This window comes from Rhizobium ecuadorense, assembly GCF_001187535.1.
Lineage (GTDB): Bacteria > Pseudomonadota > Alphaproteobacteria > Rhizobiales > Rhizobiaceae > Rhizobium > Rhizobium ecuadorense.
Genome location: NZ_LFIO01000871.1, coordinates 1 through 24,844, shown reverse-complemented (window position 1 = coordinate 24,844; position 24,844 = coordinate 1). Strand labels below are relative to the sequence as shown.

Genomic DNA, 24,844 nt, shown 5'->3' with positions numbered 1-24,844 from the left:
ATGGCAGACGATAACAACAGCAACGGTGCGGCCAGCCCCACCCTCTCGATCCTTGCGCAATATACCAAGGATCTCTCCTTCGAAAATCCGGGCGCGCCGCGTTCGCTGCAGGCCCGTGACAAGGCGCCGACGATCAACATCAATGTGAACGTCAACGCCAACCCGCTTTCGGATACGGATTTCGATGTCGTGCTGTCGCTGAATGCCGAAGCCAAGGACGGCGACAAGACGGTTTTCCATGCCGAACTCACCTATGGCGGCGTCTTCCGCGTTGCTGGTTTCCCGCAGGAACACATGCTGCCGGTTCTCTTCATCGAGTGCCCGCGCATGCTTTTCCCCTTCGCCCGTCAGATCATCGCTGACGTCACCCGCAACGGCGGTTTCCCGCCGCTGATGATCGACCCGATCGACTTCACGCAGATGTTCGCCCAGCGCGTTGCCGAAGAACAGGCCCGCGCCAAGGTTCAGGCCGTTCCGAACTGAGCGGATGTTTTTTCTCTGAGATGCGGATGCCCGGGCTGGTCCCGGGCATTTTCAATTGAGGCCGGTTTAATTGCGGCCGGTTTGATCGAGGTTGGCGTATTTCGCCCAGATGCCTTTTTCGCCGAGCTTGGCGACGAGCGCCTCATGCGCCTGCGCCTCGGACTGGCTGAGGCGGGCGGCAAGCGGGCGGGGCCGCTCGAGCACGGATGCAATCACCACATCCTCTTCCTCCGCCCCATCGCCGCGACCATTCTGACCCGATGTAGCGGTCATGCTCAGGCCGAAAGCTGCCTGCCTGCCGCCGATCATCTCGATATAGACCTCGGCGAGCAGTTCGGAGTCGAGCAGCGCGCCGTGTTTGGTGCGGTGCGAATTGTCGATGCCGTAACGGCGGCAGAGCGCGTCGAGCGAATTCGGCCCCATCGGATGTTTGCGCCGCGCCATCGACAGCGTATCGACCACCCGCTCTGGCAGGATCGGCGGCAAACCGATCCGCGCCAATTCGGCGTTGATGAAGCCCATATCGAAGGTGGCGTTGTGGGCGATCCACTTGGCATCGCCGAAGAAGGCAAGGATTTCTTCGGCGACCTCCGCGAAAGGCTTCTTGTCCTTCAGAAATTCGTCGGTAATGCCGTGCACGGCGAGCGCATCCGGATGAACCTTCTGATCGCCGGGATTGATGAAGATATGGATCACGTTGCCGGTGGGGAAATGGTTGAAGAGCTCGATGCCGCCGATTTCGATGATGCGGTCGGCGCGATTGTCGAGGCCGGTGGTTTCCGTATCGAAGATGATCTCACGCATTCCGGAAATCTCCTTTGGCAATCCGTATTTTCAGGTCGGCGATAATCTCGAGCACCCGTTCCTTCGTCTCCGCGATACTGCGGCTGCTGTCGATCAGATAATCCGCCCGGCGCCGTTTTTCCGTGTCCGGCGTCTGGCGTGAGAGAATCATCTCGAATTTTTCCTCGGTCATGCCTTCGCGCGCAAGCACCCTCTCGCGCTGAATCTGTGGACCCGCGCTGACGACGACGACGACATCCACTCTTTCCCAGGCGCCGGTTTCGAAGAGCAGCGGAATATCGAGGACGACCATCTCGGCACCGGCGGCGCGCTGCCGCTTCAGAAATTGCGTCTCACGTTTGCGCACCAGCGGATGGACGATCGCTTCGAGGCGTTTGAAGCCATCGGGATCAAGCGCCAGCTGACGGCCGAGTTCGTGCCGGTCGACGGCTCCATCCTTCATCGTACCGGGAAAGGCGGCATCCACCAGGGGTGCTGCTTCGCCGGCATAGAGATCGTGGACCACGGCATCCGAATCGTTCAGCGGGATTCCAGCCTCGGCGAAGAGTTTGCCCGCCGTCGATTTTCCCATACCGATGGAGCCGGTCAGTCCGATCTTCAGCATCAATGGGCTTCCATATCCGCGATGATCAGCGCGCGCAGCGCGGCGTCGACGACGGGACGCTGGCCGAACCATTTTTCAAAACCCGGAACGGCCTGATGCAGCAGCATACCGAGGCCATCGACAGTGGAAAATCCCTGTTCTTGCGCCTGCGCCAGGATCGGCGTGTTCAAGGGGATATAGACGATATCGGTGACGACGGCGTCGGCTGCAAGCGGCGTGAAATCGAGCTGGGGTGCGACCTCGCCGTCCATGCCGAGCGAAGTGGTGTTGATGAAGAGGCCGGCGCCTTTCATGACTTCGGCAAGTGCTGCGGCCGGATGGGCGAAAACTTTCGGACCGAAGCGATCGGCCAGTTCACGCGCCCGTTCGACGGTTCGGTTGACGACGTGGATCTCTTTGAAACCGCGGTCTCGAACCGCCTGGATGATCGCCCGGCTGGCGCCGCCGGCGCCAAAGACGACGGCCGTGTCATGTCGGTCCCAGCCCGGATGACGTTCGTCGAGATTGGCGGTGAAGCCGCGGCCGTCGGTATTCGTCGCCTGCAGCAGACCGTCTTCCAGCCAAAGCGTATTTGACGCACCGAGCTCGTGCGATAATTCGTCAGGCTTGTCGGCGAGACGGAAAGCCAGCTCCTTATGGGGAATGGTGACATTGCCGCCGACAAAGCCGGAACTGCCATCCTTCAGCGTAGCGATGAAATCGGCAAAGGCCTCGGGCGCCACTTCATGGGCGCGATAGCTGCCTGGCAGACCCAGCGTCTTCAGCCAATATCCGTGGATCAACGGCGAGCGCGAATGCTTGATCGGAAAGCCCGTGACAAAGGCTTTCGGCCCGAATGTTTCACGTGAATCACCCATCGATCGCTCCTAGGTCTCGCAATTTTTTTAAGAGAGGCAGCATGGGCAGGCCGAGGATGGTGAAATAGTCACCCTCGATTTTCTCGAAGAGCTGAATGCCCTCCCCCTCCAACTGATAGGCGCCGACGCTGGACAGCGCCCTGTCGCCAACCCGCGCCAGATGCCTGGCAATGAATTCCACCGTCAACGGCCGCATCGTCAGATCGGCATGGGCGAGATGTTCCCACACCACTGCACCATTGCTGACGATCGCGACGGCGCTGTTCAGCCGGTGGGTCACGCCGGAAAGCGCCTGAAGGTGGTTGGCGGCATCAGCCATATCGCGCGGCTTGTGGAAGACGCGATCGCCGAGCGACATCGTCTGATCCGAACCGATGACCAGTCTGTCCGGAAAACGGCTACTGACATCCTCGGCTTTGGCCTTGGCCAGGACGAGGGCCACCGCATCCGGTGTTGCGCCGGCTTTCTCAAGCGGCGCCTCGACCGCCCGTTCATCGATCCTTGCGGCATGCGCCTCAAAGGATAGACCGGCATTTTCCATCAGCATCCGCCGAAAGGGGCTCGACGATGCGAGGATGAGTTTCTGCGTCATGGGTTCCTCGATGGAGCGACTGCCGGTCAGCGCTTAACGCAGCTTCGGGCGCAGGGCAACGATTGCCGCGGCGGTTTCTTCGATCGAGCGGCGGGTCACGTCGATCAGCGGCCAGTTATGGCGAGCGCAGAGCGAGCGGGCATATTTCAGCTCCTCGGAAATCGCGGCGCGATCGGTATAATGTTCACGATCGAAGCCATGCGTGGCGCCGAGGATGCGATTTTCGCGCACCTGGGAGATACGGTCGGTGGTGGCGATCAGGCAGACGATCAGCGGCTTGGTCGCGACGAACAGGCTTTCCGGCAATGGCACGCCATACACGATCGGAATGTTCGCCGTCTTGATGCCGCGGTTGGCGAGGTAGATGCTGGTCGGTGTTTTCGACGTGCGGCTGATGCCGATGATGACAACATCGGCGTCATTGTAATCGTCCGGCATCTGGCCGTCGTCATGATCCATGGTGAAATTCAGCGCTTCGATACGCGCGAAGTAGCCGGCATTCATCACATGCTGGGCGCCGACGCGACGGCGCGAGGGTGCACCGAGATAGATCTGGAACGCGTTCATCACAGGCTCCAGCACATTCACAGAGGCGACACCCATCTCGACGCAACGCTCGTCGATCAGACTGGCAAGCTCCCGGTCGACGATCGTATAGAGCACGATGCCGGGGGCGTCATCGATCGCCTGCAGAACCGGCAGCAGCTGCTTGCGGTTGCGGATCAGCGGATAGACATGTTCGATCGGCTGAGCGGATCTGAATTGTGCCGATGCGGCGCGGCCGGCAGAGATCAGAGTCTCTCCGGTTGAGTCAGAAATCAGATGCAGATGAAAGAAGTTCGTTCTGTTCTCCACGCTATTTTCCGCTGCCTGTTGAAAACACTGGATGAAAGAGAGCTAAGGCGGGGAGGCAGCTCCCGGCAAGGGAAAACATGCCTCTTTATCCACATTTCGAATTTTGCGGATCGGTTTCGGCGGGCCCTGTGGATGATGGGGAACAGGTTGATTTGTTGAGACCAGCTCCACAGCTTATCCACAGCGACAAGAAAAATCACCTGTCCGGAAGGATTTGGAATCATTTTCAGATTCGGCTTCTCCCCGAACTTTCCGCAGAATTGTGAAATGCTTCCAAGATTTTTTACGGGCACGCGACAAATGGCGTCGGCGGTGGATAGATTTTAATCCTTGATAGACACCGACTCTAAGAAATAGAAACCTTTTAAAATATCTTTGATTTTTTATAGGGAAGAAGCGCTTGAGCGAAACGCGCCGAAAGATCATGAGGGTTCTCGATGGCGAAAGCCTCTCCCCTCCTCCTCTCTGGCTGATGAGGCAGGCTGGGCGTTATCTCCCGGAATATCGGGAGACGCGGGCAAAGGCCGGAAGTTTCCTCGATCTCTGCTACACGCCCGATTACGCCGTCGAAGTGACATTGCAGCCGATCCGCCGTTATGGCTTTGATGCGGCGATCCTGTTTTCCGATATCCTGGTCATTCCTGACGCGATGAAACGGAATGTCCGCTTTACCGAGGGCCATGGCCCGGAGATGGATCCGATCGATGAAGCCGGTATTGGTCGATTGAGCGGGGAAGAGGTTGTCGATTATCTCCAGCCGGTTCTGAAGACGGTGCGGCGGTTGCGTGAGGAGCTGCCTGATGAAACGACGCTGCTCGGCTTCTGCGGCGCGCCCTGGACGGTTGCGACCTATATGATCGCCGGTCACGGTACGCCGGATCAGGCCCCTGCCCGTCTCTTCGCCTATCGCCATCCCCGCGCCTTCGAACATCTGCTGATGCTGCTTGCCGACGTCTCGGCCGACTATCTGGTCGCGCAGATCGATGCCGGCGCCGACGCGGTGCAGATCTTCGATTCCTGGGCCGGCGTTCTCGGCGAGAGGGAGTTCGAGGCGTTCGCGATCAGGCCGGTTGCGCGAATGATCGCTTCGGTCAAATCGCAGCGGCCGCACGCGCGGATCATCGCCTTTGCCAAGGGCGCTGGCTATCAGCTGAAGACATATCGTCAGAAGACCGGTGCCGATGCGATTGGCCTCGATTGGTCGGTGCCTTTGGCCTTTGCCGCCGAACTGCAGAAGGATGGACCGGTTCAGGGCAACCTCGATCCAATGCGCGTCGTTGCCGGCGGCCGGGCGCTGGAAGAGGGTATCGACGATATTCTGCAGCATCTCGGCCCTGGACCGCTGATCTTCAATCTCGGCCACGGCATCACGCCACAGGCCGATCCCGAGCATGTGCGCCTGCTGGTCGATCGCGTGCGGGGGTCGACGTGACGGTGGAAAAGCAGACCGATCGCCGGCCCGGCGCCTATGCCCGCCGGCGCGCCCATTTTGCTTTGGCTTTCTTCGCCTTGATGGCGGTCGGGCTTTTCGCCTGGAACCCGGACAATCTCTATCTCTGGATCAAGGCGCTCCACATCATCGCGGTGATTTCCTGGATGGCCGGGTTGTTCTATATGCCGCGGCTGTTCATCTACCACACCGATGCCGAACCGGGTTCGGTGCAATCGGAAACTTTCAAGGTGATGGAGCGCCGGCTGCTTCGGGTCATCATGACGCCGGCGATGATGCTGACATGGATTTTCGGCCTCTATCTTGCCTGGTCGGTCTATGGATTCCAGGGCGGCTGGCTGCATGCCAAGATCGGCCTCGTCGTGCTGCTGACCGGTGTTCATATGTTTTTCAGCCGCGCCGTCCGAGCCTTCGAGCGAGATGAAAATCGCCGCTCCGCGCGCTATTGGCGCTTCATGAACGAGGCGCCGACCTTGCTGATGATCGTGATCGTGATCCTCGTCGTGGTGAAGCCGTTCTGAGGCGAAAATCGCCCTCAGGTTAAATTTGCTTCATTTTAAGCAGCCCTCTTGCGGCGGCGATAACGAGTCGCTATTTTCCGCGCACCTCATCTACGTGGCATGTGTGTAGAGTTCAGTCGTCTGCGAGCCCTTTCGCAGTACCGAATACGACCCAACATCGCCTTTCCCCTGCAAAATTGAAAAGAGTATTGGTCACTTCATGGCTGAAATGAAGCTTCAGGAACTTAAAAGCAAATCCCCGACGGATCTTCTGGCTTTCGCCGAATCGCTCGAGGTCGAGAATGCCAGCACGATGCGCAAGCAGGAGCTGATGTTTGCGATCCTCAAGATGCTCGCCAGCCAGGATGTCGAAATTATCGGCGAAGGGGTCGTCGAGGTTCTGCAGGATGGTTTCGGTTTTCTGCGGTCGGCTAATGCAAACTACCTGCCGGGTCCGGACGATATCTATATCTCGCCGTCGCAGATTCGCCGGTTCTCGCTCAAAACAGGCGATACGGTCGAAGGACCGATCCGGGGACCAAAAGAAGGCGAGCGCTATTTCGCGCTGCTGAAAGTCAACACCATCAATTTCGACGATCCGGAAAAGATCCGTCACAAGGTGCATTTCGACAATCTGACGCCGCTCTATCCGAACGAGCGCTTCAAGATGGAACTCGAGATCCCCACTTCCAAGGATCTGTCGCCGCGGGTGATCGACCTGGTGGCGCCGCTCGGCAAGGGTCAGCGCGGATTGATCGTCGCACCGCCGCGCACCGGTAAGACCGTGCTGCTGCAGAACATCGCTCATTCGATCACGGCAAACCATCCGGAATGCTATCTCATCGTTCTGCTGATCGATGAACGCCCCGAGGAAGTGACCGACATGCAGCGCTCCGTCCGCGGTGAAGTCATCTCCTCGACCTTCGACGAACCGGCTGTACGCCACGTCCAGGTGGCGGAAATGGTCATCGAAAAGGCCAAGCGTCTTGTTGAACATGGACGCGACGTCGTCATCCTGCTCGATTCAATCACCCGTCTTGGGCGCGCTTACAACACCGTCGTTCCCTCCTCCGGCAAGGTGCTGACCGGCGGTGTCGACGCCAATGCGCTGCAGCGCCCGAAGCGCTTCTTCGGCGCCGCGCGCAACATCGAGGAAGGCGGTTCGCTGACGATCATCGCCACGGCGCTGATCGACACCGGCAGCCGTATGGACGAAGTCATCTTCGAAGAGTTCAAGGGCACCGGCAACTCGGAAATCGTCCTCGACCGCAAGGTCGCCGACAAGCGCATCTTCCCGGCGATGGATATTCTGAAGTCCGGCACGCGCAAGGAAGACCTGCTCGTTCCTCGCCAGGATCTGCAGAAGATCTTCGTGCTTCGCCGCATTCTGGCGCCGATGGGGACAACCGATGCGATCGAATTCCTGATCGACAAGCTGAAGCAGACGAAGAACAATTCCGACTTCTTCGACTCGATGAATACATAATCCTTAGCCGGATTCATCCTACAGAAGCTGGGGGCATCCGAACGATGTCGCCAGCTTTTCTGTTTGGCACGATCGATTCGGGTTGGAACCGAAACAGGCGATATTGGAATGTTGCATGATACGATCTTTGCGCTGTCGAGCGGTGCCACGCCCTCTGGTGTGTCGGTCGTTCGAATTAGCGGCCCGTTAACCAAGGAGATCTTGGTCGGGCTTATCGGATCAGTTCCGAGAGCGCGGTATGCATCGCGTCGAACAATTCGGACTCGTAACAATCAACCGATCGATAACGGCCTGGTGTTATTCTTTCCCGCACCACACTCGTTTACCGGCGAAGACGTGGCCGAACTGCAGCTGCACGGCAGCAAAGCCGTGCTGGCGGCGTTGTTTCAAGAGCTTGGCGATGTTCCAGGCGCTCGAATGGCGGTTGAAGGTGAGTTCTCCCGCCGGGCTTTTGAAAACGGCAAGCTTGATCTCGTCGAAGTCGAAGGCTTGGCCGATCTCATCGGTGCCGAAACCGAGATGCAGCGACGGCTTGCTGTCGAACAGAGCGCCGGCGGGGTGTCCCTCATTTACGATTCGTGGGCGGAACGATTGACGCGCGCCCGCGCATTGATCGAGGCGGAACTCGATTTTGCCGACGAGGACGACGTCCCCGGTTCGGTGTCCGAGATGGTCTGGGCCGATATGGAAAGGCTGCGCCACGATATCGGCGAGCATCTCGCGGCAGCTTCGGCGGGAGAGATCATCAGGGACGGCTTCAAAGTGGTGATCGCCGGTGCCCCGAACGCCGGGAAATCCAGCCTGCTGAACGCTCTGGCTCAGCGCGACGTGGCCATTGTCACCGAGATAGCCGGAACCACCCGCGATATCCTGCAGGTCGATCTCGATATTGATGGCTATCTGATCAAGCTCTATGACACGGCAGGTCTTCGTCAGGCGGATGATCGTGTTGAGATGGAGGGTGTGCGGCGGGCCCGTGTTGCGCTTCGCGATGCCGATCTCGTGCTGCTGCTGCTCGACATGACGAACCCCTTACTCCCCGACGACTTGGACCCGGCTTTGCCGCATGTTACTGTCGGGACGAAGAAGGACCTTGGGGATGCCGTCTCGGCTCATTACGATCTGCAGATCTCGGCGGCAACCGGTGATGGCTTGCCGGAATTGCGACAGCTGATCGGCAAGAACGTCGCGACGCGGTTTACCGGCCTGTCCATGGCGGTCCCCAGTCGGCAACGGCATAAGGATTCGCTCACGAAATGTTTGGCGGCGCTTGAATTGGCGATATCGGCGACGGACATTAATCTAGAGCTGCGGACGGAACAGCTTCGCGTTGCTGCGGAATATTTGGGGAGAATTACCGGCAGAGTGGATGTGGAACAGCTGCTCGGGGTGATCTTCTCGGAGTTTTGTATCGGCAAGTGATTCACGTGAAACACCCGGTATATGCTAGGTCTCAGGTGATACGACTGCCGGATTTGGAGTCTCGGATGACCGACAATATCTATGATGTCATTGTGATAGGCGGCGGCCATGCCGGCTCGGAGGCTGCCAGCGCGGCCGCGCGCCTCGGCGCCAAAACCGCTTTGGTAACACATCGACGTGACACGATCGGCGTCATGTCCTGTAATCCCGCAATTGGCGGGCTTGGTAAAGGCCATCTGGTCCGCGAGATCGACGCGATGGACGGGCTCATGGGTCGCGTTGCCGACGTCGCCGGCATCCAGTTCAGGATGCTGAACAAGAAAAAGGGCGCAGCCGTGCGCGGACCTCGGACCCAGGCCGATCGAAAACTCTATCGTATGGCGATGCTGGCGGCGATCGAGGCAACAGCCGGTTTGGATATTATCGAGGGCGATGCGTTCGATCTGCAGGTCGTGGACGGCCGCGTGGCCGGCGTGATCATGAAAGATGGCCAGGTGCTGACGGCGCCGGCCGTTGTTCTGACGACAGGTACCTTTCTCCGCGGCCTTATTCATATCGGTTCGGAAAAGACGCCGGCTGGCCGTGTCGGCGAAGCACCGTCGATCGGACTGTCGGCCACCCTGGCCAGGCTTGGATTGCGGTTGGGACGGCTGAAGACCGGGACACCGGCACGGCTGGACGGAAAGACCATCGACTGGCAGGCCGTCGGCCGACAGGGCGCCGACGCGGAGCTTATCCCCTTCTCACTGATGACCGACGCGATAGCCACGCCGCAGATCGAATGCGGAGTCACCCGGACGACCGAGGCGACACATCGCATCATTGTCGATAACATCATGCGGTCGGCAATGTATTCCGGTCAGATCGAAGGCGTCGGCCCTCGTTATTGTCCGTCTATCGAAGACAAGCTGGTCAAGTTCGGCGAGCGCGACGGACATCAGGTCTTTCTGGAGCCCGAAGGTCTGGACGATGATACCGTTTACCCGAACGGCATCTCGACATCGCTGCCGGCGGAGGTGCAGGCAGATTTCATCAAGACGATTCCTGGTTTGGAGAGGGCGAGAATCATTCAGCCGGGTTATGCGATCGAATATGATCATGTCGATCCAAGAGAACTGACGCCTTCGCTCGAAGTCAAACGGCTGAAAGGCCTGTTTCTTGCCGGCCAGATCAACGGCACCACGGGTTACGAAGAGGCGGCCGCCCAGGGTCTGGCCGCCGGGCTGAATGCTGCTCTGCGAAGCAGCGATTCGGATCCGTTTCATTTTAGCCGCACAAACTCCTATATCGGGGTGATGATCGACGACCTCACCTCGCGCGGCATTACGGAACCGTATCGAATGTTCACATCGCGGGCGGAATATCGACTGACGCTGCGAGCCGACAACGCCGATATCCGCCTGACGCCGCTGGCGATGCGGCTTGGATGTGTGAGCGGGGAACGGGAACAGCGATTCACATGCTACCAGGCAGATATTGAGGCTGGTCGGAGGCTGCTGCAGTCACTGACTGTGACGCCGACCGAGGCGCGACGCGTTGGTTTGAACATCAATCTCGACGGTCAACGCCGAACGGCCTATGACCTGCTCTCCTATCCAAATTATGATTTCGACACCCTTCGGAAAGTCTGGCCTGAAGAGCTGGGAACGATTTCAGGCAAGACGGCGGAAGCCTTGGAAATTGAAGCGGGTTATTCCGTCTATCTGGATCGACAGGCCGCGGCGATTGCCGATCAGCAGCGCGACGAAGACCGGCATATACCGGCCGATTTCGACTACGCCGCGCTGTCCGGGCTCTCGAATGAGCTTAAAGCCAAGCTCGGGGCGGCACGCCCTTTCAACATTGCCCAGGCTGCGATCGTCGAGGGAATGACCCCCGCCGCCGTCGCGTTGCTGCTCGTGCATTTACGTCGACGCAACTCTCCTGTGCGTCACAGCGCTTGATAAATTTGAGAGACTTTCAGAATGCAATTAAACGGCTTGCGTGTTTCACGTGAAACACAGGAACGGCTGCAGCACTTCGCGGCACTCTTTCAGAAGTGGGCAAAAGCCATCAATCTGGTGGGACCGTCGACGCTTGACGATCTTTGGAACCGGCACATCGCCGACAGCAGTCAGGTGTTTCAGATCCATCCAAAGCCGGTCACCTGGGTCGACCTCGGCAGCGGCGGTGGTTTCCCCGGAGTCATCACGGCGATCTTTCTGGCCGAGCTGCAGGACGGATGGGTGCATCTGGTCGAGAGCAACCATAAGAAAGCAGCCTTTCTCAGGGCAGCGCTGCGGGAAACAAACGCCCGCGGCAGCGTGCACAGCACGCGAATCGAGGATGCTCATGCGGAGATTGGCGTGTGCGAGGCGATTTCGGCGCGGGCGCTCGCCGACCTCGACGGGCTTCTCGACTATTCCGCCGTCTGGATGCTGGGGACGAAAGATTGTCGCGGCTTTTTTCATAAAGGCCGGGATTACCTGAGGGAAATCGACAAAGCACGTGGTCGGTGGGAATTCGATCTGTTAGAACATAGAAGCGCCGTCGAGCAGGAATCTGTTATTTTGGAAGTATCAAATCTCCGGCGCTTGGTTTAACAGATCGGATATTGCGGCAATGGCTGGCGAACGACACCGGATTATCACCATCGCAAATCAGAAGGGTGGCGTTGGCAAAACGACCACCGCCATCAATCTGGCAACGGCGCTCGCTGCTATTGGCGAGCGGGTCCTGATCGTCGATCTCGATCCGCAGGGCAATGCCAGTACCGGTCTCGGTATCGACCGTCGGGATCGTAAGCTTTCCTCCTATGATCTGATGGTCGGCGAACGCGGGATCACCGAGGTGACGCTGGAAACGGCGGTGCCCAATCTGTTCATCGTTCCGTCGACGATGGATCTGCTCGGCGTCGAGATGGAAATCTCGCAGCAGAGCGATCGGGTGTTCAAATTGCGTAAGGCCCTGTCCTCGCCCGAAGCCATGGCATTTTCGTATATTCTTCTGGATTGCCCGCCTTCGTTCAACCTGCTGACGATGAATGCGATGGCAGCAGCCCATTCGGTGTTGGTGCCGCTGCAGTGTGAATTCTTCGCGCTGGAGGGGCTGAGCCAATTGCTCGAGACCGTCAGCCAGGTTCGCCGGACGGTCAATCCGCGCCTGGATATTCAGGGAATCGTCCTGACGATGTTCGATGCACGTAACAATCTTGCCCAACAAGTGGTCAATGATGTGCGCACGCATCTCGGCGAAAAAGTGTACCACACGTTAATTCCGCGCAACGTGCGGGTCTCCGAGGCGCCCTCCTACGGCAAGCCGGCCATTCTCTATGATTTGAAATGTGCAGGCAGTCAGGCCTATCTGCAGCTTGCCTCGGAGGTCATCCAACGCGAGCGCCAGAGACTGGCCGCGTGATTATCATTGTAGGGGTGAGTTTGTCATGAATGACGATGTATCAAAAAGGCGATTGGGTCGTGGCCTCGCGGCGCTGATTGGCGAAATGGATCAGCCTGTTCCGGTGGAAGCTGAGCGGAGGATCAGTGCCGACCGGATGATCCCGATCGAGTTCGTCAGTCGCAACCCCCGCAATCCTCGTCGTTTCTTCGACGACACCGAGCTGCATGATCTTGCCAGCTCCATTCGTCAACATGGGATCGTGCAGCCGATCGTCGTGCGGACGATGGGCCGGGATCAATATGAGATCATTGCCGGCGAGCGACGCTGGCGCGCCGCCCAACTGGCGGGGTTGATCGAGATCCCCGTCATTGTCCGCGATGTGGATGACAAGACGGCGCTGGAGATTGCCATTGTCGAAAACGTACAGCGGGCTGATCTCAATCCGCTGGAAGAGGCGCTGGGTTACGAGCAGCTGATTGCTGAATATGGTTATACGCAGAACGACCTCGGCGAAATCATCGGCAAAAGCCGCAGCCACGTCGCCAACTCCTTGCGCCTGTTGAAGCTGCCCGATCCGGTTCGCGATCTGCTGGCCGCCGGCAGCCTCTCGGCCGGGCACGCGCGTGCGCTGGTTTCGACGCCGGACCCGGCGGGTCTTGCTCGCACCATCGTCGCCAAGGGCATGTCGGTGCGTGACGCGGAAAAGCTGGCGCAAAACAATATCAAAGCACAATCCGAACCGCAGTTGGCCGCCTCGCGGCGGGATCAAAAGGATTCGGACACGCTGGCTTTGGAGCGGACGCTGTCCGATGCACTCGGTCTCGATGTTGCGATCAATCACAAGACGAGCGGCGGCCAGATCAAAATTTCATATAAGTCGCTGGAGCAGCTCGAAGAAATCTGCCGACTGCTTGAAAGGCGCTGACGTCTATTGCGCGAAACGCTTTTGTGCCGCAGCGACATGCGAGAAAATAAAGAGCTAAAGCGCGAGCGATTCTAAAAGATTGCGGCGTGCTTTAACGCCCGTCGTCCGGACGTCCAGCGCTTCGGGGTGGACATCGCATAACAGAGATTTGGTCAGGCGGATTTACGGCCGGATTGAAGGGTGGTGGACAGAAGCGTTTGCATCGCAACGCTGTCTTCCAGCACCTGTCGCCGTCGGCTTTGCAGAATGGCGGCCTGCAAGCGATTGGATTCACGTGCGATGCTTTCCGCGGTCCATTGGCGCAGCGCCTGCTCGATGATCGGCTTGCGGCGGAAATGCAGATGACGACCCAGCGTCTGCATGATCTGAGGCGCCTGCAGGCGTTTTTCTTCCATTTCGGCGCGCATCGTATCGAGAAGCTGAAACTGCTTCAGACAGGCCTGCAACACGAGAAAGATCGCGGTTTTCGAGCTGCTGATCTTCTGCATGGCGTGCAGAAAACCGTTGAGATCGCCACTCAAGATCGCATCGACGGCATCGTCAACCGAGATCGCACTGGCGTCGCCGATTATTTCGGTAACGTGATGTTCTTCCACCGTCTGGACGCCGCGGCAATAGAGAGCGAGTTTGCGCACCTCGTTGCGTGAAGCTATGCGGTCGCCGCCGATCAAGGCGATCAGCGCCTGGCGGGCGGCCGGCGTGATGCCGAGCTTCTCTGCGCTCAATTCGGTATCGATCAGGGCATTCAGGGCGCGGCTGTCATCGGCATAGGATGGGATCGTCATGATCGATCGCGCAGCCTCGGCCGTCTTGCGAAGCAGGGAACCTTTCTTCAAGTCTCCGGCTTCGACGATCAGATGGGCGGCTTCGAGCGGCTTGTCGGCCAGCACCGCCAGGGGATCGACAAGATATTTTTCATTGGCGGCGCCGCGGATCCAGATCAGTTTCTCGCCACCGAACAATCCGATGGACTGCGCTTCGTCGAGCAAGCGTCCGGGATCTTTCTGCAGGTCACCGATATCGAGCTTGGTCAGTGAGAAGGGATCATCGAGGGCGACACCGGTCTTGCCGGCAAGCAGACCGGCACGTTCGGACACGAGGCCGCGGTCCGGCCCGTAAATGACGAAGATCCGGTAGTTCCGCGCCGATTTCTGCAGGAAGGTTTCGAATTCGTGGGATTTTATCTCCGCCACATCTCCGCCCTCAGCGGCTGAGTGCAGCGGCGATATCGGCCCCGACGAATTCCGCCACCTGATCGGCCGCGCGATTCTCGGCATCCCGGATCGCCCGCTGCTTGGCGAATTCCTGGTCAGGGAAATCCACCAGGGCCGTGGTCGCGCGGTTGCCGGCCTTGATGACGTGGTTGTCGATCGTGGCGCGCAGCGTGTAGGTGACGGTAACCGTGACACGGCCGGCGCGCGAGGTATCGGCCGATTCCGTCAGCAGCGTGTCGGCCACAGAGGAGGTGGCGTGCAAGTCGACCTGATAGTCCGGCTTTTCAGCTTCGCCGGCACCACGCGATGCCAGGAAGATCAAGTGATTGCGGACCTGCTGCTCGACCCGGCTGCCCGCCGGGGAAAAGCCGACCGAGGCAAGCTTTTCGGTCAAGCCGGAATTTTCCGAATAAAGCGGCCGGACCTGGCAGGCAGAGAGAAAAGCCGCGGAGGCAAGGATCATGGCGATGCCGGCATTGCGAGCCAGCTTGCAAGCGATATCAGACGACAATGTTCACAATCCTTTGGGGAACCACGATGATCTTCTTCGGGGCCTGTCCGTTCAGCGCGTTCTTCACCGCATCCAGATTCAGCACGGCGTCGGTGACGGCATTCTGATCTGCGTCGCGAGAAATTGTCAATTCAGCGCGTTTCTTGCCGTTGATCTGGACCGGCAGGACGACATCGTTTTCGATGACGAGCGTTTCGTCGTATCGCGGCCAGCCGGTCCGGGCAAGCAGCCCGTCATTGCCGAGCGCTGTCCAGCATTCCTCAGCCAGATGCGGCGTCATCGGCGCGACCAGCTGAATGAGGATCTCGGCGGCATTGCGCACCGCTGCGCGATATGTCGCATCACCCTCGCCCGCCGCGACCCTGGTCATCGGCGCCGCCAGCGCGTTGACCAGTTCATAGATTCGGGCGACGGCCTTGTTGAACCAGAGCTTGTCGTAATCGTTCTCGACGGCCTTCAGGGTCCTGTGGGCGGCCTGCGAGATCGACAGTGCTTCCCCCTCGGTCGCCGGCGCAGGCGCGACCGCGGAAAGCGGTTCCGCGGCCTCGGAAATCAACCGCCACAGACGCTGGGTGAAACGATGGGCGCCTTCGACGCCGGCTTCGGACCAGATGACGTCACGCTCCGGTGGGGAGTCGGACAGAACGAAGAAACGGGCGGTATCGGCGCCGTAGGAGGCGATGATATCGTCGGGATCGACGACGTTCTTCTTCGACTTCGACATCTTCTCGATCGAGCCGATGGCGATCTCCTCGCCCGAAGTCAGCAGGAAGGCGCGGCGTTTGCCGTCGAGCTCCTCGATACGGAGGTCGGCCGGCGCCACCCATTCCCGGCTGCTCCCGGCCCCACGGCTATAGGTCTCATGAACCACCATGCCCTGGGTGAAGAGACCCTTGAAAGGCTCGGTGGCGGCGACATGGCCGGTCTCGCGCATGGCGCGGGTGAAGAAGCGGGAATAGAGCAGATGCAGGATCGCATGCTCGATGCCGCCGATATACTGGTCGACCGGCAGCCAACGGTTAGCCGCCTCAGGATCGGTCGGCTTTCCTTCCCAGGGCGCGGTGAAGCGGGTGAAATACCAGCTCGAATCGACGAAGGTGTCCATCGTATCCGTCTCGCGGCGGGCGTCCTTGCCGCAGGTCGGGCAAGAGACATGCCGCCAGGTCGGATGACGGTCGAGCGGATTGCCCGGCTGGTCGAAGGTAACGTCGTCGGGCAGCTTGACCGGCAGGTCTTTCTTCGGCACCGGCACGACGCCGCAATCATCGCAATGGATGACCGGGATCGGGCAGCCCCAATAACGCTGCCGGGAAATGCCCCAGTCGCGCAGACGGAAATTAACCTTGCGCTCGCCCTGCGGCGCATTGCCGAGCGAAGCCGCCGACAGCCGGTCGGCAACGATATTGAAGGCTTCCATGGTCGTCTTGCCGTCGAGGAAGCGCGAATTGATCATCACGCCATCGCCGTCATAGGCTGTGTCGCCGACGGAAAAACTCGCCGCATCGCCATCCCTCGGCATGACCACGGGCACGACCGGCAGGCCGTATTTCCGGGCAAAATCCAGGTCGCGCTGGTCGCCCGAGGGGCAGCCGAAGATCGCGCCGGTGCCATAATCCATCAGCACGAAATTGGCGACATAGACGGGCAGTTCCCAGGAGGGATCGAGCGGATGGCGGACGCGGATGCCGGTATCCATGCCCTTCTTCTCGGCGGTTTCGAGGGCGGCGAGCGAGGTGCCGGCGCGGCGGCACTCCTCGCAGAAGGCCTCGATGTCGGCATTCTTGGCGGCGGCATCCTTCGCCAGCGGATGATCGGCGGCAATCGCCAGGAAGGAGGCGCCGAACAGCGTGTCCGGCCGGGTGGTATAGACCGTGATTTCGGTTTCGCCGGCCGGCGCCGTTTCCGGCACGATCTCCCAGCGGACCGTCAGGCCTTCCGAACGGCCGATCCAGTTCTTCTGCATCAAGCGCACTTTTTCCGGCCACTGGTCGAGCGTATCCAGCGCATCGAGCAGATCCTGGCTGAAATCGGTGATCTTGAAGAACCATTGCGTCAGTTCGCGCTGTTCGACCAGCGCGCCGGACCGCCAGCCGCGGCCGTCGATCACCTGCTCGTTGGCGAGCACGGTGTTGTCGACCGGGTCCCAGTTCACCTTCGACTGCTTGCGGTAGACCAGGCCTTTCTCCAGGAAATCCAGGAAGAGATGCTGCTGGTGCTGGTAATATTCGACGTCGCAGGTGGCGAATTCGCGGCTCCAGTCGAGCGACAGCCCCATGGCCTTCAGTTGCGCCTTCATCGAGCCGATATTCTGGTAGGTCCAGGAGGCCGGATGCACGCCGCGCTCCATGGCGGCGTTCTCTGCCGGCATGCCGAAGGCGTCCCAGCCCATCGGATGCAGCACATTGTAACCGCGGGCGCGCTTGTAGCGGGCGACGACATCGCCCATGGCGTAATTGCGGACATGGCCCATGTGGATGCGCCCCGACGGATAGGGGAACATTTCGAGGACGTAATATTTTTCGCGCGGATCGGAATTGTCGGTCTCGAAGACCTTGTCTTCGTTCCATTTCTGCTGCCAGCGGGGCTCGGCATCGCGCGGATTATAACGTTCGGTGGCCATGTTATTCGAAATTCCGGAAAATCAGGGGAGGTTGGTCGAGACCTTCACCATGAAACCACCGTAGCGTCAAGTTTTGCAGGCGCTGCAAGCGCCCGATCTTCGTTGCGGCCAGGCGATTTCGCGAGAGCGGGTCTTGGCAAGCACAGATTGGCTGGTTAGTTCATTGCCAATCCTTTCATGCTGGTATGTCGAGGCAGAACGATGGAACTTCAAGAGCGGTTGAACGACGTGCGGTCGCGGATCGCGGCTGGTGAACGCCAGGCAGCCCGCGCTGCGGGTTCCGTTCAGCTCGTCGCGGTGTCGAAGACCTTCGAGGCGGAGGCGATCCGCCCGGCCATCGACGCCGGCCAGCGCGTCTTCGGCGAGAACCGGGTGCAGGAGAGCCAGGGCAAGTGGCCGGCGCTGAAGGCCGAACAGCCGGATATCGTGCTGCATCTGATCGGACCGCTGCAATCGAACAAGGCGGCGGATGCGGTGGCGCTTTTCGACGTCATCGAGACGGTGGACCGGGAAAAGATCGCCCGCGCGCTGGCCGAGGAGATGGAGCGGCGGGGCAAGAGGCCGCGGCTCTACGTCCAGGTCAATACCGGGCTCGAGCCGCAGAAGGCCGGCATTGCGCCTGACGACACGCTAGCTTTCGTCACCCTCTGCCGCGACGAGCTCGGTCTTTCCATCGAAGGTCTGATGTGCATTCCGCCGGCGGAGGAAAATCCCGGGCCGCATTTCGCCCTGCTGGCAAAGCTCGCGCTCACATGCCGCGTCGAAAAACTGTCGATGGGCATGTCGGGCGACTATGAGACGGCAATCGCCTTCGGCGCCACCAGCGTGCGCGTCGGTTCCGCGATTTTCGGCGCGCGCTGATACTCTGCTTTGGTCGGGCTTCCCGTTCCCCTTCCCGCTGCCTAGATTAATCGAGGCTTGCATTCCTGGGGAGGAGCAGATGCAGAACGGCTATCATCAGGCCTATACGGCCTGGAAACGCGATCCCGAAGCCTTCTGGCGCGAAGCCGCGGCCGATATCGACTGGTTCAAGCCGCCGGAGCGGGTGTTTTCGCCAAATGATGGCGTCTATGGCCGCTGGTTCTCAGGGGCCGAGACCAATACCTGCTATAATTGCCTGGATCGGCATGTCGCTGCCGGACGCGGCGGCGAGACGGCGGTGATCTTCGATAGTGCGATGACCGGCGAGAAGCGCCGTTTCACCTATGACGACGTCCTTGACGAGGTGAAGGCCATCGCCGCGACGCTGGTCGATCTCGGCATCGGCAGTGGCGATCGCGTCATCCTCTATATGCCGATGGTTCCACAGGCGGTGTTTTCGATGCTCGCCTGCGCCCGCATCGGCGCGGTTCACTCCGTCGTTTTCGGTGGTTTTGCCGCCAGCGAGCTTGCCGCCCGCATCGACGATTGCGGTGCGAAGCTGGTGATCACCGCGAGCTGCGGGCTCGAACCCGGCCGCATCGTCGCCTACAAGCCCCTCGTCGACCAGGCGGTCGAGATGGCGCGTTTGAAGCCGGAGCGCTGTCTGGTGCTGCAGCGGCCGGAACTCCGGGCAGATCTCGTCAGCGGCCGCGATCAGGATTTCGAGGCGGCGGTGGCGCAGCATCGCGGCGCCGAGGTCGCCTGTGTTCCGGTCAAGGCGACCGACCCGCTCTACATCCTCTATACCTCCGGCACCACCGGCCAGCCGAAGGGCGTCGTGCGCGATAATGGCGGTCATATGGTCGCGCTCCACTGGTCGATGCGGAATATCTATGGGCTGAAACCGGGCGAGGTCTTCTGGACGGCCTCGGATATCGGTTGGGTCGTCGGACATTCCTATATCGTCTATGCGCCGCTGATTTCAGGCGTCACCACCCTGATCTTCGAGGGTAAACCAATCGGCACGCCGGATGCCGGCGCATTCTGGCGTATCGTGTCCGAATATCAGGTGCGGGTGCTCTTCACGGCGCCGACGGCATTCCGCGCCATCCGGCGGGAGGATGGCGACGGGGAACTGATGCGGCGGTATCCGATGCCGGATCTGCGGGCGCTGTTTCTTGCCGGCGAGAGGGCGGATCCGGAGACGCTGAAATGGGCGGAGCGCATGCTCGCCGTACCCGTCATCGATCACTGGTGGCAGACGGAGACCGGCTGGCCGATCGCCGCCAATCCGCTTGGCCTCGGCGCCCTTCCCGTCAAGCACGGTTCGCCGGCGCTGCCGATGCCCGGCTATGACATCGCCGTGCTCGACGATGCCGGCCATCCGATCGAGCCGGGAACGCTCGGCAATATCGTCATAAAGCTTCCCTTGCCGCCCGGCTGCCTGCCGACCCTCTGGAACGCGGACGACCGTTTCCGGTCGGCCTATCTCGACGAGTTTCCTGGCACCTACAAGACCGCCGATGCCGGCTATGTCGATGAGGACGGTTATCTGTTCATCATGTCGCGCACCGACGACATCATCAATTGCGCCGGTCATCGGCTTTCGACCGGGGCGATGGAGGAAGTCTGCGCCCGTCATCCCGATGTCGCCGAATGCGCGGTGATCGGGGTGATCGACAGGTTGAAGGGCCAGGTGCCGTGCGGTTTCCTGGTGCTGAAACGGAATGTTTCCCGCGAGGTGACGGCGATCGAATCAGAGGTGGTGGCGATGATTCGCGATCAGATCGGGCCTGTCGCCGCCTTCAAGATGGCCATCACCGTTAACCGATTGCCGAAGACACGCTCCGGCAAGATCCTGCGCGGCACGATGCAGAAAATCGCCGACGGCATACCCTGGAAAATGCCCGCAACCATCGATGATCCAACGGTTTTGGAGGAAATTGCTGAGGCGTTGCGCGGGCGCGGTTTGGGCTCTCTGCCGATGTGAAATTAACATTCCGCAAGCCTAATTGAGGAATTGTTAACCATGTGATGCAAGGGTTTGTTAACGGCAAGGGCTTGCATAGCAGGCTTTGCATGACGCGGTCGCCGTTACCGGCCTGCTGCATAATTCCTTAAATCGGAATCGATTTAAGGACAAAATTATGCAGCAGTTGAAGTGCTGCAGCGTCCTTTGCGCGTCTGAAAAGACGCGCGGCGCTGTGGTCCGGAATGCCCTTTCTCCCAAGATTGTGGAACGGATCATGACAAGCATCCTTACCAACAACGCTGCCATGGCAGCGCTGCAGACTTTGCGCGGCGTAAACGACGGCCTCAAGGACACCCAGGGTCGCGTTTCCTCGGGTTATCGTGTCGAAAAGGCGGCTGACAATGCCGCCTACTGGTCGATTGCCACCACCATGCGTTCTGACAACAAGGCACTTTCGGCCGTCTCCGATGCGCTCGGTCTCGGCGCGGCCAAGGTCGATACCGCCTATTCGGCCATGGACAGCGCGCTCGACGTCGTCAGCGACATCAAGGCCAAGATTGTTGCCGCCACGGAAAAAGGCGTCGACAAGACCAAGATCCAGCAGGAACTCGACCAGCTGCAGGAGCAGCTGCTCAGCATTGCCCAATCGGCGTCTTTCTCCGGTGAAAACTGGGTCGCCGGCGCTGATGGTACGAAGAGCGTGGTTTCCTCCTTCGTGCGCGACGGCAGCAACGCCGTTTCGGTGAAGATGACGGACTATGTGCTCGATTCAGGCTCGCTCGGAAACGTGCTTTTCGGCATGACGAGCACGGGTGCGATCGAGACGAGCAGCGGTATCATCGGTACCGCCTTCAACGGAACCTATGGCGGCACCGTCATCGTCATGGCGTCGATCTACGATCTCGACATTACCGGCTTCACCCAGGGCCAGCTCGACGCAGCCTTGACCGGCGTCGAACTGGTTCTTGGCGCCATGACTGCCGCCGGCTCGGCGCTCGGCTCGATCTCGACCCGGATCCAGCTGCAGGAAAATTTCGTCAACGGGCTTCACGATTCGATCGACTCCGGCGTTGGCCGCCTGGTCGATGCCGATATGGAAGAGGAATCAAGCAGGCTCTCGGCGCTGCAGACGCAGCAGCAGCTCGCCGTCCAGTCGCTGTCGATCGCCAACAGCTCGGCGCAGAACATCCTCACCCTGTTCCGCAGCTAAACCGACAGGCAACCCGCAACAAAAAATCCCGCCGATCAGCTCATATCGGCGGGGCTTTTCATGAGGTCGTTGATCTCTCAGTACTGATCGTCGTCGTCTTCGTCCTTCGGCGCCGAGCGCAGCGAACTCAGCTTGCGGAAGACGGCGTCGGCGTCGATTTCCTTTTCCTTTTCTTCCTCGCGCTCGTAGCTCGGGCTCAGGCGCTCGGTTTCCTGGGCCGATTGCAGCGTCGCGCCAAGCTCGGCGGCGGTCGGCAGCGGCCGGCCCTTGGAAGCCTTTTCCACTTCCATGTCGAGATCGATCTGGCTGCAGAGGCCGAGCGTTACCGGATCCATCGGCGCCAGGTTGGCGGAGTTCCAGTGGGTGCGCTCGCGGATCTGCTCGATGGTGGATTTCGTGGTGCCGACGAGGCGGGAAATCTGCGCGTCCTTCAGCTCCGGATGGTTGCGAACGAGCCAGAGAATGGCGTTCGGGCGGTCCTGACGCTTGGAAACCGGCGTGTAACGCGGGCCGCGGCGTTTGGATTCCGGCACGCGCACCTTGGGTTCGGAAAGTTTCAGCTTGTGGTTCGGATTGGCTTCGGCGCGGGCGATCTCGTCGCGGGAGAGCTGTCCGGTCGAGATCGGATCGAGGCCCTTGATGCCCTGCGCCGCTTCGCCGTCGGCGATCGCCTTGACCTCGAGCGGATGCAGTTTGCAGAACTGCGCGATCTGATCGAAAGACAGTGCCGTGTTGTCGACAAGCCAGATGGCGGTCGCCTTCGGCATGAGCAGTGTTTGAGCCATGGATATAGTCCTTCTATCGTCCGCGCCGGTCGCGGTCCGTGGATTGTCACCACAATGTCCGGGAAATATGCCGCTATATAACCGCACTGTCGCAGAATTGCAATTCTTCCGAAATGAAATGACCTTTGTCTAATTGCCGCCACGATGCGAGCTGCTATGAATTGCCGTGATTTGAAATCCGGGCCCTAAACCCACGCGGCCCGTCGCATGTTCCATGAGGAGGAGTTGCATGTCGGAGAAGATCTATCCGGTCACGAAGCCGGTGAAGGCGCGCGCCCTGATCGATAAGGAAAAGTACCTGAAATGGTACGAGGAAAGCGTTGAGAACCCGGACAAGTTCTGGGGCAAACACGGCAAGCGGATCGACTGGTTCAAGCCCTATACCAAAGTCAAGAACACGTCCTTTACCGGCAAGGTCTCGATCAAGTGGTTCGAAGACGGCCAGACCAACGTCTCCTATAATTGCATCGACCGCCATCTGAAGACCAATGGCGACCAGGTGGCGATCATCTGGGAAGGCGACAATCCCTATATCGACAAGAAGGTCACCTATAACGAGCTCTACGAACACGTCTGCCGGATGGCGAACGTGTTGAAGAAGCACGGCGTCAAGAAGGGCGACCGCGTCACCATCTATATGCCGATGATCCCGGAAGCGGCTTACGCGATGCTCGCCTGCGCCCGCATCGGCGCGGTGCATTCGGTGGTCTTCGGCGGCTTCTCGCCCGAAGCGCTCGCCGGGCGTATCGTCGACTGTGAATCCACCTTCGTCATCACCTGCGACGAAGGTCTTCGCGGCGGCAAGCCGGTGCCGCTGAAGGACAATACCGATACGGCGATCCATATCGCCGCCCGCCAGCATGTGCATGTCAGCAAGGTGCTGGTCGTGCGCCGCACCGGCGGCAAGACCGGCTGGGCGCCGGGCCGCGATCTCTGGCATCACCAGGAGATCGCCACGGTGAAGCCGGAATGCCCGCCGGTGAAGATGAAGGCGGAAGATCCGCTGTTCATTCTCTATACGTCAGGTTCAACAGGCAAGCCGAAGGGTGTGCTGCACACGACCGGCGGTTATCTCGTCTATGCGGCGATGACGCATGAATATGTCTTCGATTATCATGACGGCGACGTTTACTGGTGCACGGCCGATGTCGGCTGGGTCACCGGCCACTCCTATATCGTCTATGGGCCGCTCGCCAACTGCGCGACGACGCTGATGTTCGAGGGTGTGCCGAATTTCCCTGACCAGGGCCGTTTCTGGGAAGTCATCGACAAACACAAGGTCAACATCTTCTATACCGCGCCGACGGCGATCCGCTCGCTGATGGGGGCCGGCGACGACTTCGTCACCCGTTCCTCGCGTTCGTCGCTGCGCCTGCTCGGCACTGTGGGCGAACCGATCAACCCGGAAGCCTGGGAGTGGTATTACAATGTCGTCGGCGACAAGCGCTGCCCGGTGATCGATACCTGGTGGCAGACGGAAACCGGCGGCCACATGATCACGCCGCTGCCCGGCGCCATCGATCTGAAACCCGGCTCGGCGACCGTGCCGTTCTTCGGCATCAAACCGCAGTTGGTCGACAATGAGGGCAAGGTGTTGGAGGGTGCTGCCGACGGCAATCTCTGCATCACCGACAGCTGGCCGGGCCAGATGCGTACCGTCTATGGCGATCACGAGCGTTTCATCCAGACCTACTTCTCCACCTACAAGGGGAAATATTTCACCGGCGACGGCTGCCGGCGCGATGACGACGGCTATTACTGGATCACCGGCCGTGTCGACGACGTGCTCAACGTCTCCGGCCACCGGCTCGGCACCGCGGAGGTCGAATCCGCGCTCGTCTCGCACAATCTGGTGTCGGAAGCCGCCGTCGTCGGTTATCCCCACCCGATCAAGGGCCAGGGCATCTACTGCTATGTGACGCTGATGGCCGGCCACGAAGGAACGGACACGCTTCGCCAGGACCTGGTGAAACATGTGCGCGCCGAAATCGGCCCGATCGCCGCGCCCGACAAGATCCAGTTTGCGCCCGGTCTGCCGAAGACCCGCTCCGGCAAGATCATGCGCCGCATCCTGCGCAAGATCGCCGAAGACGATTTCGGCGCGCTCGGCGATACCTCGACGCTCGCCGATCCGGCCGTCGTCGACGATTTGATCGCCAACCGGCAGAACAAGGCGACTGCTTAAACAACAAGGCCGTTCCCTCTTGTTGGAGCGGCCTCAGTTTGTTGACAAAGTCTCCTCCGTCATGCTCGGCCTTGTGCCACGGCTGTCCGGTTTAAAAAGAGTGGACAGGGCGCACGGTGTTGATTCTACT

Annotated in this window: 22 protein-coding genes; 13 read left to right on the top strand and 9 right to left on the bottom strand. The window is 60.0% G+C overall.

From position 1 onward, the window contains the following. Positions 1 to 483 carry a protein-export chaperone SecB gene (gene secB / locus AF337_RS15055; protein ID WP_049732659.1) on the top strand — a complete coding sequence of 161 codons (483 nt, stop codon included), beginning with the start codon at positions 1 to 3 and terminating at the stop codon, positions 481 to 483. Positions 484 to 549: 66 nt separating this feature from the next. Here the strand turns inward: secB and dnaQ are convergent, their stop codons facing one another. Genes dnaQ through AF337_RS15030 form a run of 5 tightly spaced genes read right to left on the bottom strand, consistent with a single transcriptional unit; the run spans position 550 to position 4,195 of the window. Beyond that, the gene (gene dnaQ / locus AF337_RS15050; protein WP_049732658.1) at positions 550 to 1,287 is read right to left on the bottom strand and encodes a DNA polymerase III subunit epsilon; all 738 of its coding nucleotides are present in this window, start codon (positions 1,285 to 1,287) and stop codon (positions 550 to 552) included. Then, positions 1,280 to 1,891 (bottom strand): dephospho-CoA kinase, encoded by a 612-nt coding sequence (gene coaE, locus AF337_RS15045; protein ID WP_049732657.1) that lies wholly within the window; start codon positions 1,889 to 1,891, stop codon positions 1,280 to 1,282. Before coaE ends, dnaQ begins: the two co-directional genes overlap by 8 nt. Further along, positions 1,891 to 2,748, bottom strand: a complete 858-nt coding sequence (locus AF337_RS15040; protein ID WP_049732656.1) for a shikimate dehydrogenase — start codon at positions 2,746 to 2,748, stop codon at positions 1,891 to 1,893. The genes coaE and AF337_RS15040 overlap by 1 nt, the downstream gene beginning before the upstream one ends. Next, positions 2,741 to 3,340, bottom strand: coding sequence for a Maf-like protein (locus tag AF337_RS15035; protein ID WP_049732655.1), 600 nt, complete (start codon positions 3,338 to 3,340; stop codon positions 2,741 to 2,743). The genes AF337_RS15040 and AF337_RS15035 overlap by 8 nt, the downstream gene beginning before the upstream one ends. 33 nt (positions 3,341 to 3,373) lie before the next feature. Continuing rightward, the gene (locus tag AF337_RS15030; RefSeq protein WP_049732654.1) at positions 3,374 to 4,195 is read right to left on the bottom strand and encodes a pyruvate, water dikinase regulatory protein; all 822 of its coding nucleotides are present in this window, start codon (positions 4,193 to 4,195) and stop codon (positions 3,374 to 3,376) included. A 400-nt stretch (positions 4,196 to 4,595) separates the two neighbouring features. Between AF337_RS15030 and hemE the strand changes: the two genes are divergently transcribed. The 8 genes from hemE to AF337_RS14990 all read left to right on the top strand — a co-directional run bounded on the left by hemE (position 4,596) and on the right by AF337_RS14990 (position 13,356). Further along, positions 4,596 to 5,627, top strand: coding sequence for a uroporphyrinogen decarboxylase (gene hemE / locus AF337_RS15025; RefSeq protein WP_049732653.1), 1,032 nt, complete (start codon positions 4,596 to 4,598; stop codon positions 5,625 to 5,627). Beyond that, the gene (gene hemJ, locus AF337_RS15020; protein ID WP_184340531.1) at positions 5,624 to 6,166 is read left to right on the top strand and encodes a protoporphyrinogen oxidase HemJ; all 543 of its coding nucleotides are present in this window, start codon (positions 5,624 to 5,626) and stop codon (positions 6,164 to 6,166) included. The genes hemE and hemJ overlap by 4 nt, the downstream gene beginning before the upstream one ends. Before the next feature lie 199 nt (positions 6,167 to 6,365). Further along, the gene (gene rho, locus AF337_RS15015) at positions 6,366 to 7,631 is read left to right on the top strand and encodes a transcription termination factor Rho (RefSeq protein ID WP_003589536.1); all 1,266 of its coding nucleotides are present in this window, start codon (positions 6,366 to 6,368) and stop codon (positions 7,629 to 7,631) included. A gap of 102 nt (positions 7,632 to 7,733) precedes the next feature. Next, positions 7,734 to 9,053: a tRNA uridine-5-carboxymethylaminomethyl(34) synthesis GTPase MnmE gene (gene mnmE, locus AF337_RS15010; RefSeq protein ID WP_193393624.1), complete on the top strand. Its 1,320-nt coding sequence runs from the start codon at positions 7,734 to 7,736 to the stop codon at positions 9,051 to 9,053. Between the two features lie 65 nt (positions 9,054 to 9,118). Further along, the gene (gene mnmG, locus AF337_RS15005; RefSeq protein WP_049732651.1) at positions 9,119 to 10,996 is read left to right on the top strand and encodes a tRNA uridine-5-carboxymethylaminomethyl(34) synthesis enzyme MnmG; all 1,878 of its coding nucleotides are present in this window, start codon (positions 9,119 to 9,121) and stop codon (positions 10,994 to 10,996) included. Between the two features lie 21 nt (positions 10,997 to 11,017). Beyond that, positions 11,018 to 11,635 (top strand): 16S rRNA (guanine(527)-N(7))-methyltransferase RsmG, encoded by a 618-nt coding sequence (gene rsmG, locus AF337_RS15000; RefSeq protein ID WP_049732650.1) that lies wholly within the window; start codon positions 11,018 to 11,020, stop codon positions 11,633 to 11,635. Positions 11,636 to 11,654: 19 nt separating this feature from the next. Then, the gene (locus AF337_RS14995) at positions 11,655 to 12,449 is read left to right on the top strand and encodes a ParA family protein (RefSeq protein ID WP_003571440.1); all 795 of its coding nucleotides are present in this window, start codon (positions 11,655 to 11,657) and stop codon (positions 12,447 to 12,449) included. Positions 12,450 to 12,474: 25 nt separating this feature from the next. After that, entirely contained in the window at positions 12,475 to 13,356 is an 882-nt protein-coding gene (locus tag AF337_RS14990) for a ParB/RepB/Spo0J family partition protein (protein ID WP_049732649.1), read from the top strand. 152 nt (positions 13,357 to 13,508) lie between these two features. Here the strand turns inward: AF337_RS14990 and holA are convergent, their stop codons facing one another. From holA to leuS, 3 genes are read right to left on the bottom strand one after another with little or no spacing between them, the layout of a single operon-like run. Next, positions 13,509 to 14,549 (bottom strand): DNA polymerase III subunit delta, encoded by a 1,041-nt coding sequence (gene holA, locus AF337_RS14985; RefSeq protein WP_049732648.1) that lies wholly within the window; start codon positions 14,547 to 14,549, stop codon positions 13,509 to 13,511. Positions 14,550 to 14,559: 10 nt separating this feature from the next. Then, on the bottom strand, positions 14,560 to 15,081 hold the full coding sequence (lptE, locus tag AF337_RS14980) for an LPS assembly lipoprotein LptE (RefSeq protein WP_049732647.1): 522 nt from the start codon (positions 15,079 to 15,081) through the stop codon (positions 14,560 to 14,562). After that, complete coding sequence (leuS, locus tag AF337_RS14975; RefSeq protein WP_049732646.1) at positions 15,071 to 17,701, bottom strand: leucine--tRNA ligase; 2,631 nt, start codon at positions 17,699 to 17,701, stop codon at positions 15,071 to 15,073. Before leuS ends, lptE begins: the two co-directional genes overlap by 11 nt. Positions 17,702 to 17,902: 201 nt before the next feature. On the opposite strand from leuS, the gene AF337_RS14970 reads away from it, so the two are divergent. The 3 genes from AF337_RS14970 (at position 17,903) to AF337_RS14960 (ending at position 21,744) form a co-directional block, all read left to right on the top strand. Continuing rightward, the gene (locus AF337_RS14970; RefSeq protein WP_049732645.1) at positions 17,903 to 18,562 is read left to right on the top strand and encodes a YggS family pyridoxal phosphate-dependent enzyme; all 660 of its coding nucleotides are present in this window, start codon (positions 17,903 to 17,905) and stop codon (positions 18,560 to 18,562) included. A 79-nt stretch (positions 18,563 to 18,641) separates the two neighbouring features. Beyond that, positions 18,642 to 20,552, top strand: coding sequence for a propionyl-CoA synthetase (locus AF337_RS14965; RefSeq protein WP_049732644.1), 1,911 nt, complete (start codon positions 18,642 to 18,644; stop codon positions 20,550 to 20,552). Positions 20,553 to 20,808: 256 nt separating this feature from the next. Beyond that, a complete protein-coding gene (locus AF337_RS14960) occupies positions 20,809 to 21,744 on the top strand; it encodes a flagellin N-terminal helical domain-containing protein (protein ID WP_049732643.1) in 936 nt (311 codons plus the stop codon). A gap of 77 nt (positions 21,745 to 21,821) precedes the next feature. On the opposite strand, the gene AF337_RS14955 is transcribed toward AF337_RS14960, so the two are convergent. Next, a complete protein-coding gene (locus AF337_RS14955) occupies positions 21,822 to 22,529 on the bottom strand; it encodes a DUF1013 domain-containing protein (RefSeq protein WP_003583207.1) in 708 nt (235 codons plus the stop codon). A 229-nt stretch (positions 22,530 to 22,758) separates the two neighbouring features. On the opposite strand from AF337_RS14955, the gene acs reads away from it, so the two are divergent. Beyond that, a complete protein-coding gene (acs, locus tag AF337_RS14950) occupies positions 22,759 to 24,714 on the top strand; it encodes an acetate--CoA ligase (protein WP_049732642.1) in 1,956 nt (651 codons plus the stop codon). The last annotated feature ends 130 nt before the right edge of the window (positions 24,715 to 24,844 follow it).

What these genes read in the sequence shown, in the direction of transcription:
- leuS (WP_049732646.1), bottom strand. Translation starts at nt 17,701, where the DNA reads ATGGCCACCGAACGTTATAATCCGCGCGATGCCGAGCCCCGCTGGCAG.
- secB (WP_049732659.1), top strand. Translation starts at nt 1, where the DNA reads ATGGCAGACGATAACAACAGCAACGGTGCGGCCAGCCCCACCCTCTCG.
- AF337_RS14955 (WP_003583207.1), bottom strand. Translation starts at nt 22,529, where the DNA reads ATGGCTCAAACACTGCTCATGCCGAAGGCGACCGCCATCTGGCTTGTC.
- rho (WP_003589536.1), top strand. Translation starts at nt 6,366, where the DNA reads ATGGCTGAAATGAAGCTTCAGGAACTTAAAAGCAAATCCCCGACGGAT.
- AF337_RS14965 (WP_049732644.1), top strand. Translation starts at nt 18,642, where the DNA reads ATGCAGAACGGCTATCATCAGGCCTATACGGCCTGGAAACGCGATCCC.
- coaE (WP_049732657.1), bottom strand. Translation starts at nt 1,891, where the DNA reads ATGCTGAAGATCGGACTGACCGGCTCCATCGGTATGGGAAAATCGACG.
- dnaQ (WP_049732658.1), bottom strand. Translation starts at nt 1,287, where the DNA reads ATGCGTGAGATCATCTTCGATACGGAAACCACCGGCCTCGACAATCGC.
- AF337_RS14960 (WP_049732643.1), top strand. Translation starts at nt 20,809, where the DNA reads ATGACAAGCATCCTTACCAACAACGCTGCCATGGCAGCGCTGCAGACT.
- AF337_RS14995 (WP_003571440.1), top strand. Translation starts at nt 11,655, where the DNA reads ATGGCTGGCGAACGACACCGGATTATCACCATCGCAAATCAGAAGGGT.
- mnmG (WP_049732651.1), top strand. Translation starts at nt 9,119, where the DNA reads ATGACCGACAATATCTATGATGTCATTGTGATAGGCGGCGGCCATGCC.
- rsmG (WP_049732650.1), top strand. Translation starts at nt 11,018, where the DNA reads ATGCAATTAAACGGCTTGCGTGTTTCACGTGAAACACAGGAACGGCTG.
- AF337_RS15040 (WP_049732656.1), bottom strand. Translation starts at nt 2,748, where the DNA reads ATGGGTGATTCACGTGAAACATTCGGGCCGAAAGCCTTTGTCACGGGC.
- acs (WP_049732642.1), top strand. Translation starts at nt 22,759, where the DNA reads ATGTCGGAGAAGATCTATCCGGTCACGAAGCCGGTGAAGGCGCGCGCC.
- AF337_RS14990 (WP_049732649.1), top strand. Translation starts at nt 12,475, where the DNA reads ATGAATGACGATGTATCAAAAAGGCGATTGGGTCGTGGCCTCGCGGCG.
- AF337_RS14970 (WP_049732645.1), top strand. Translation starts at nt 17,903, where the DNA reads ATGGAACTTCAAGAGCGGTTGAACGACGTGCGGTCGCGGATCGCGGCT.
- AF337_RS15035 (WP_049732655.1), bottom strand. Translation starts at nt 3,340, where the DNA reads ATGACGCAGAAACTCATCCTCGCATCGTCGAGCCCCTTTCGGCGGATG.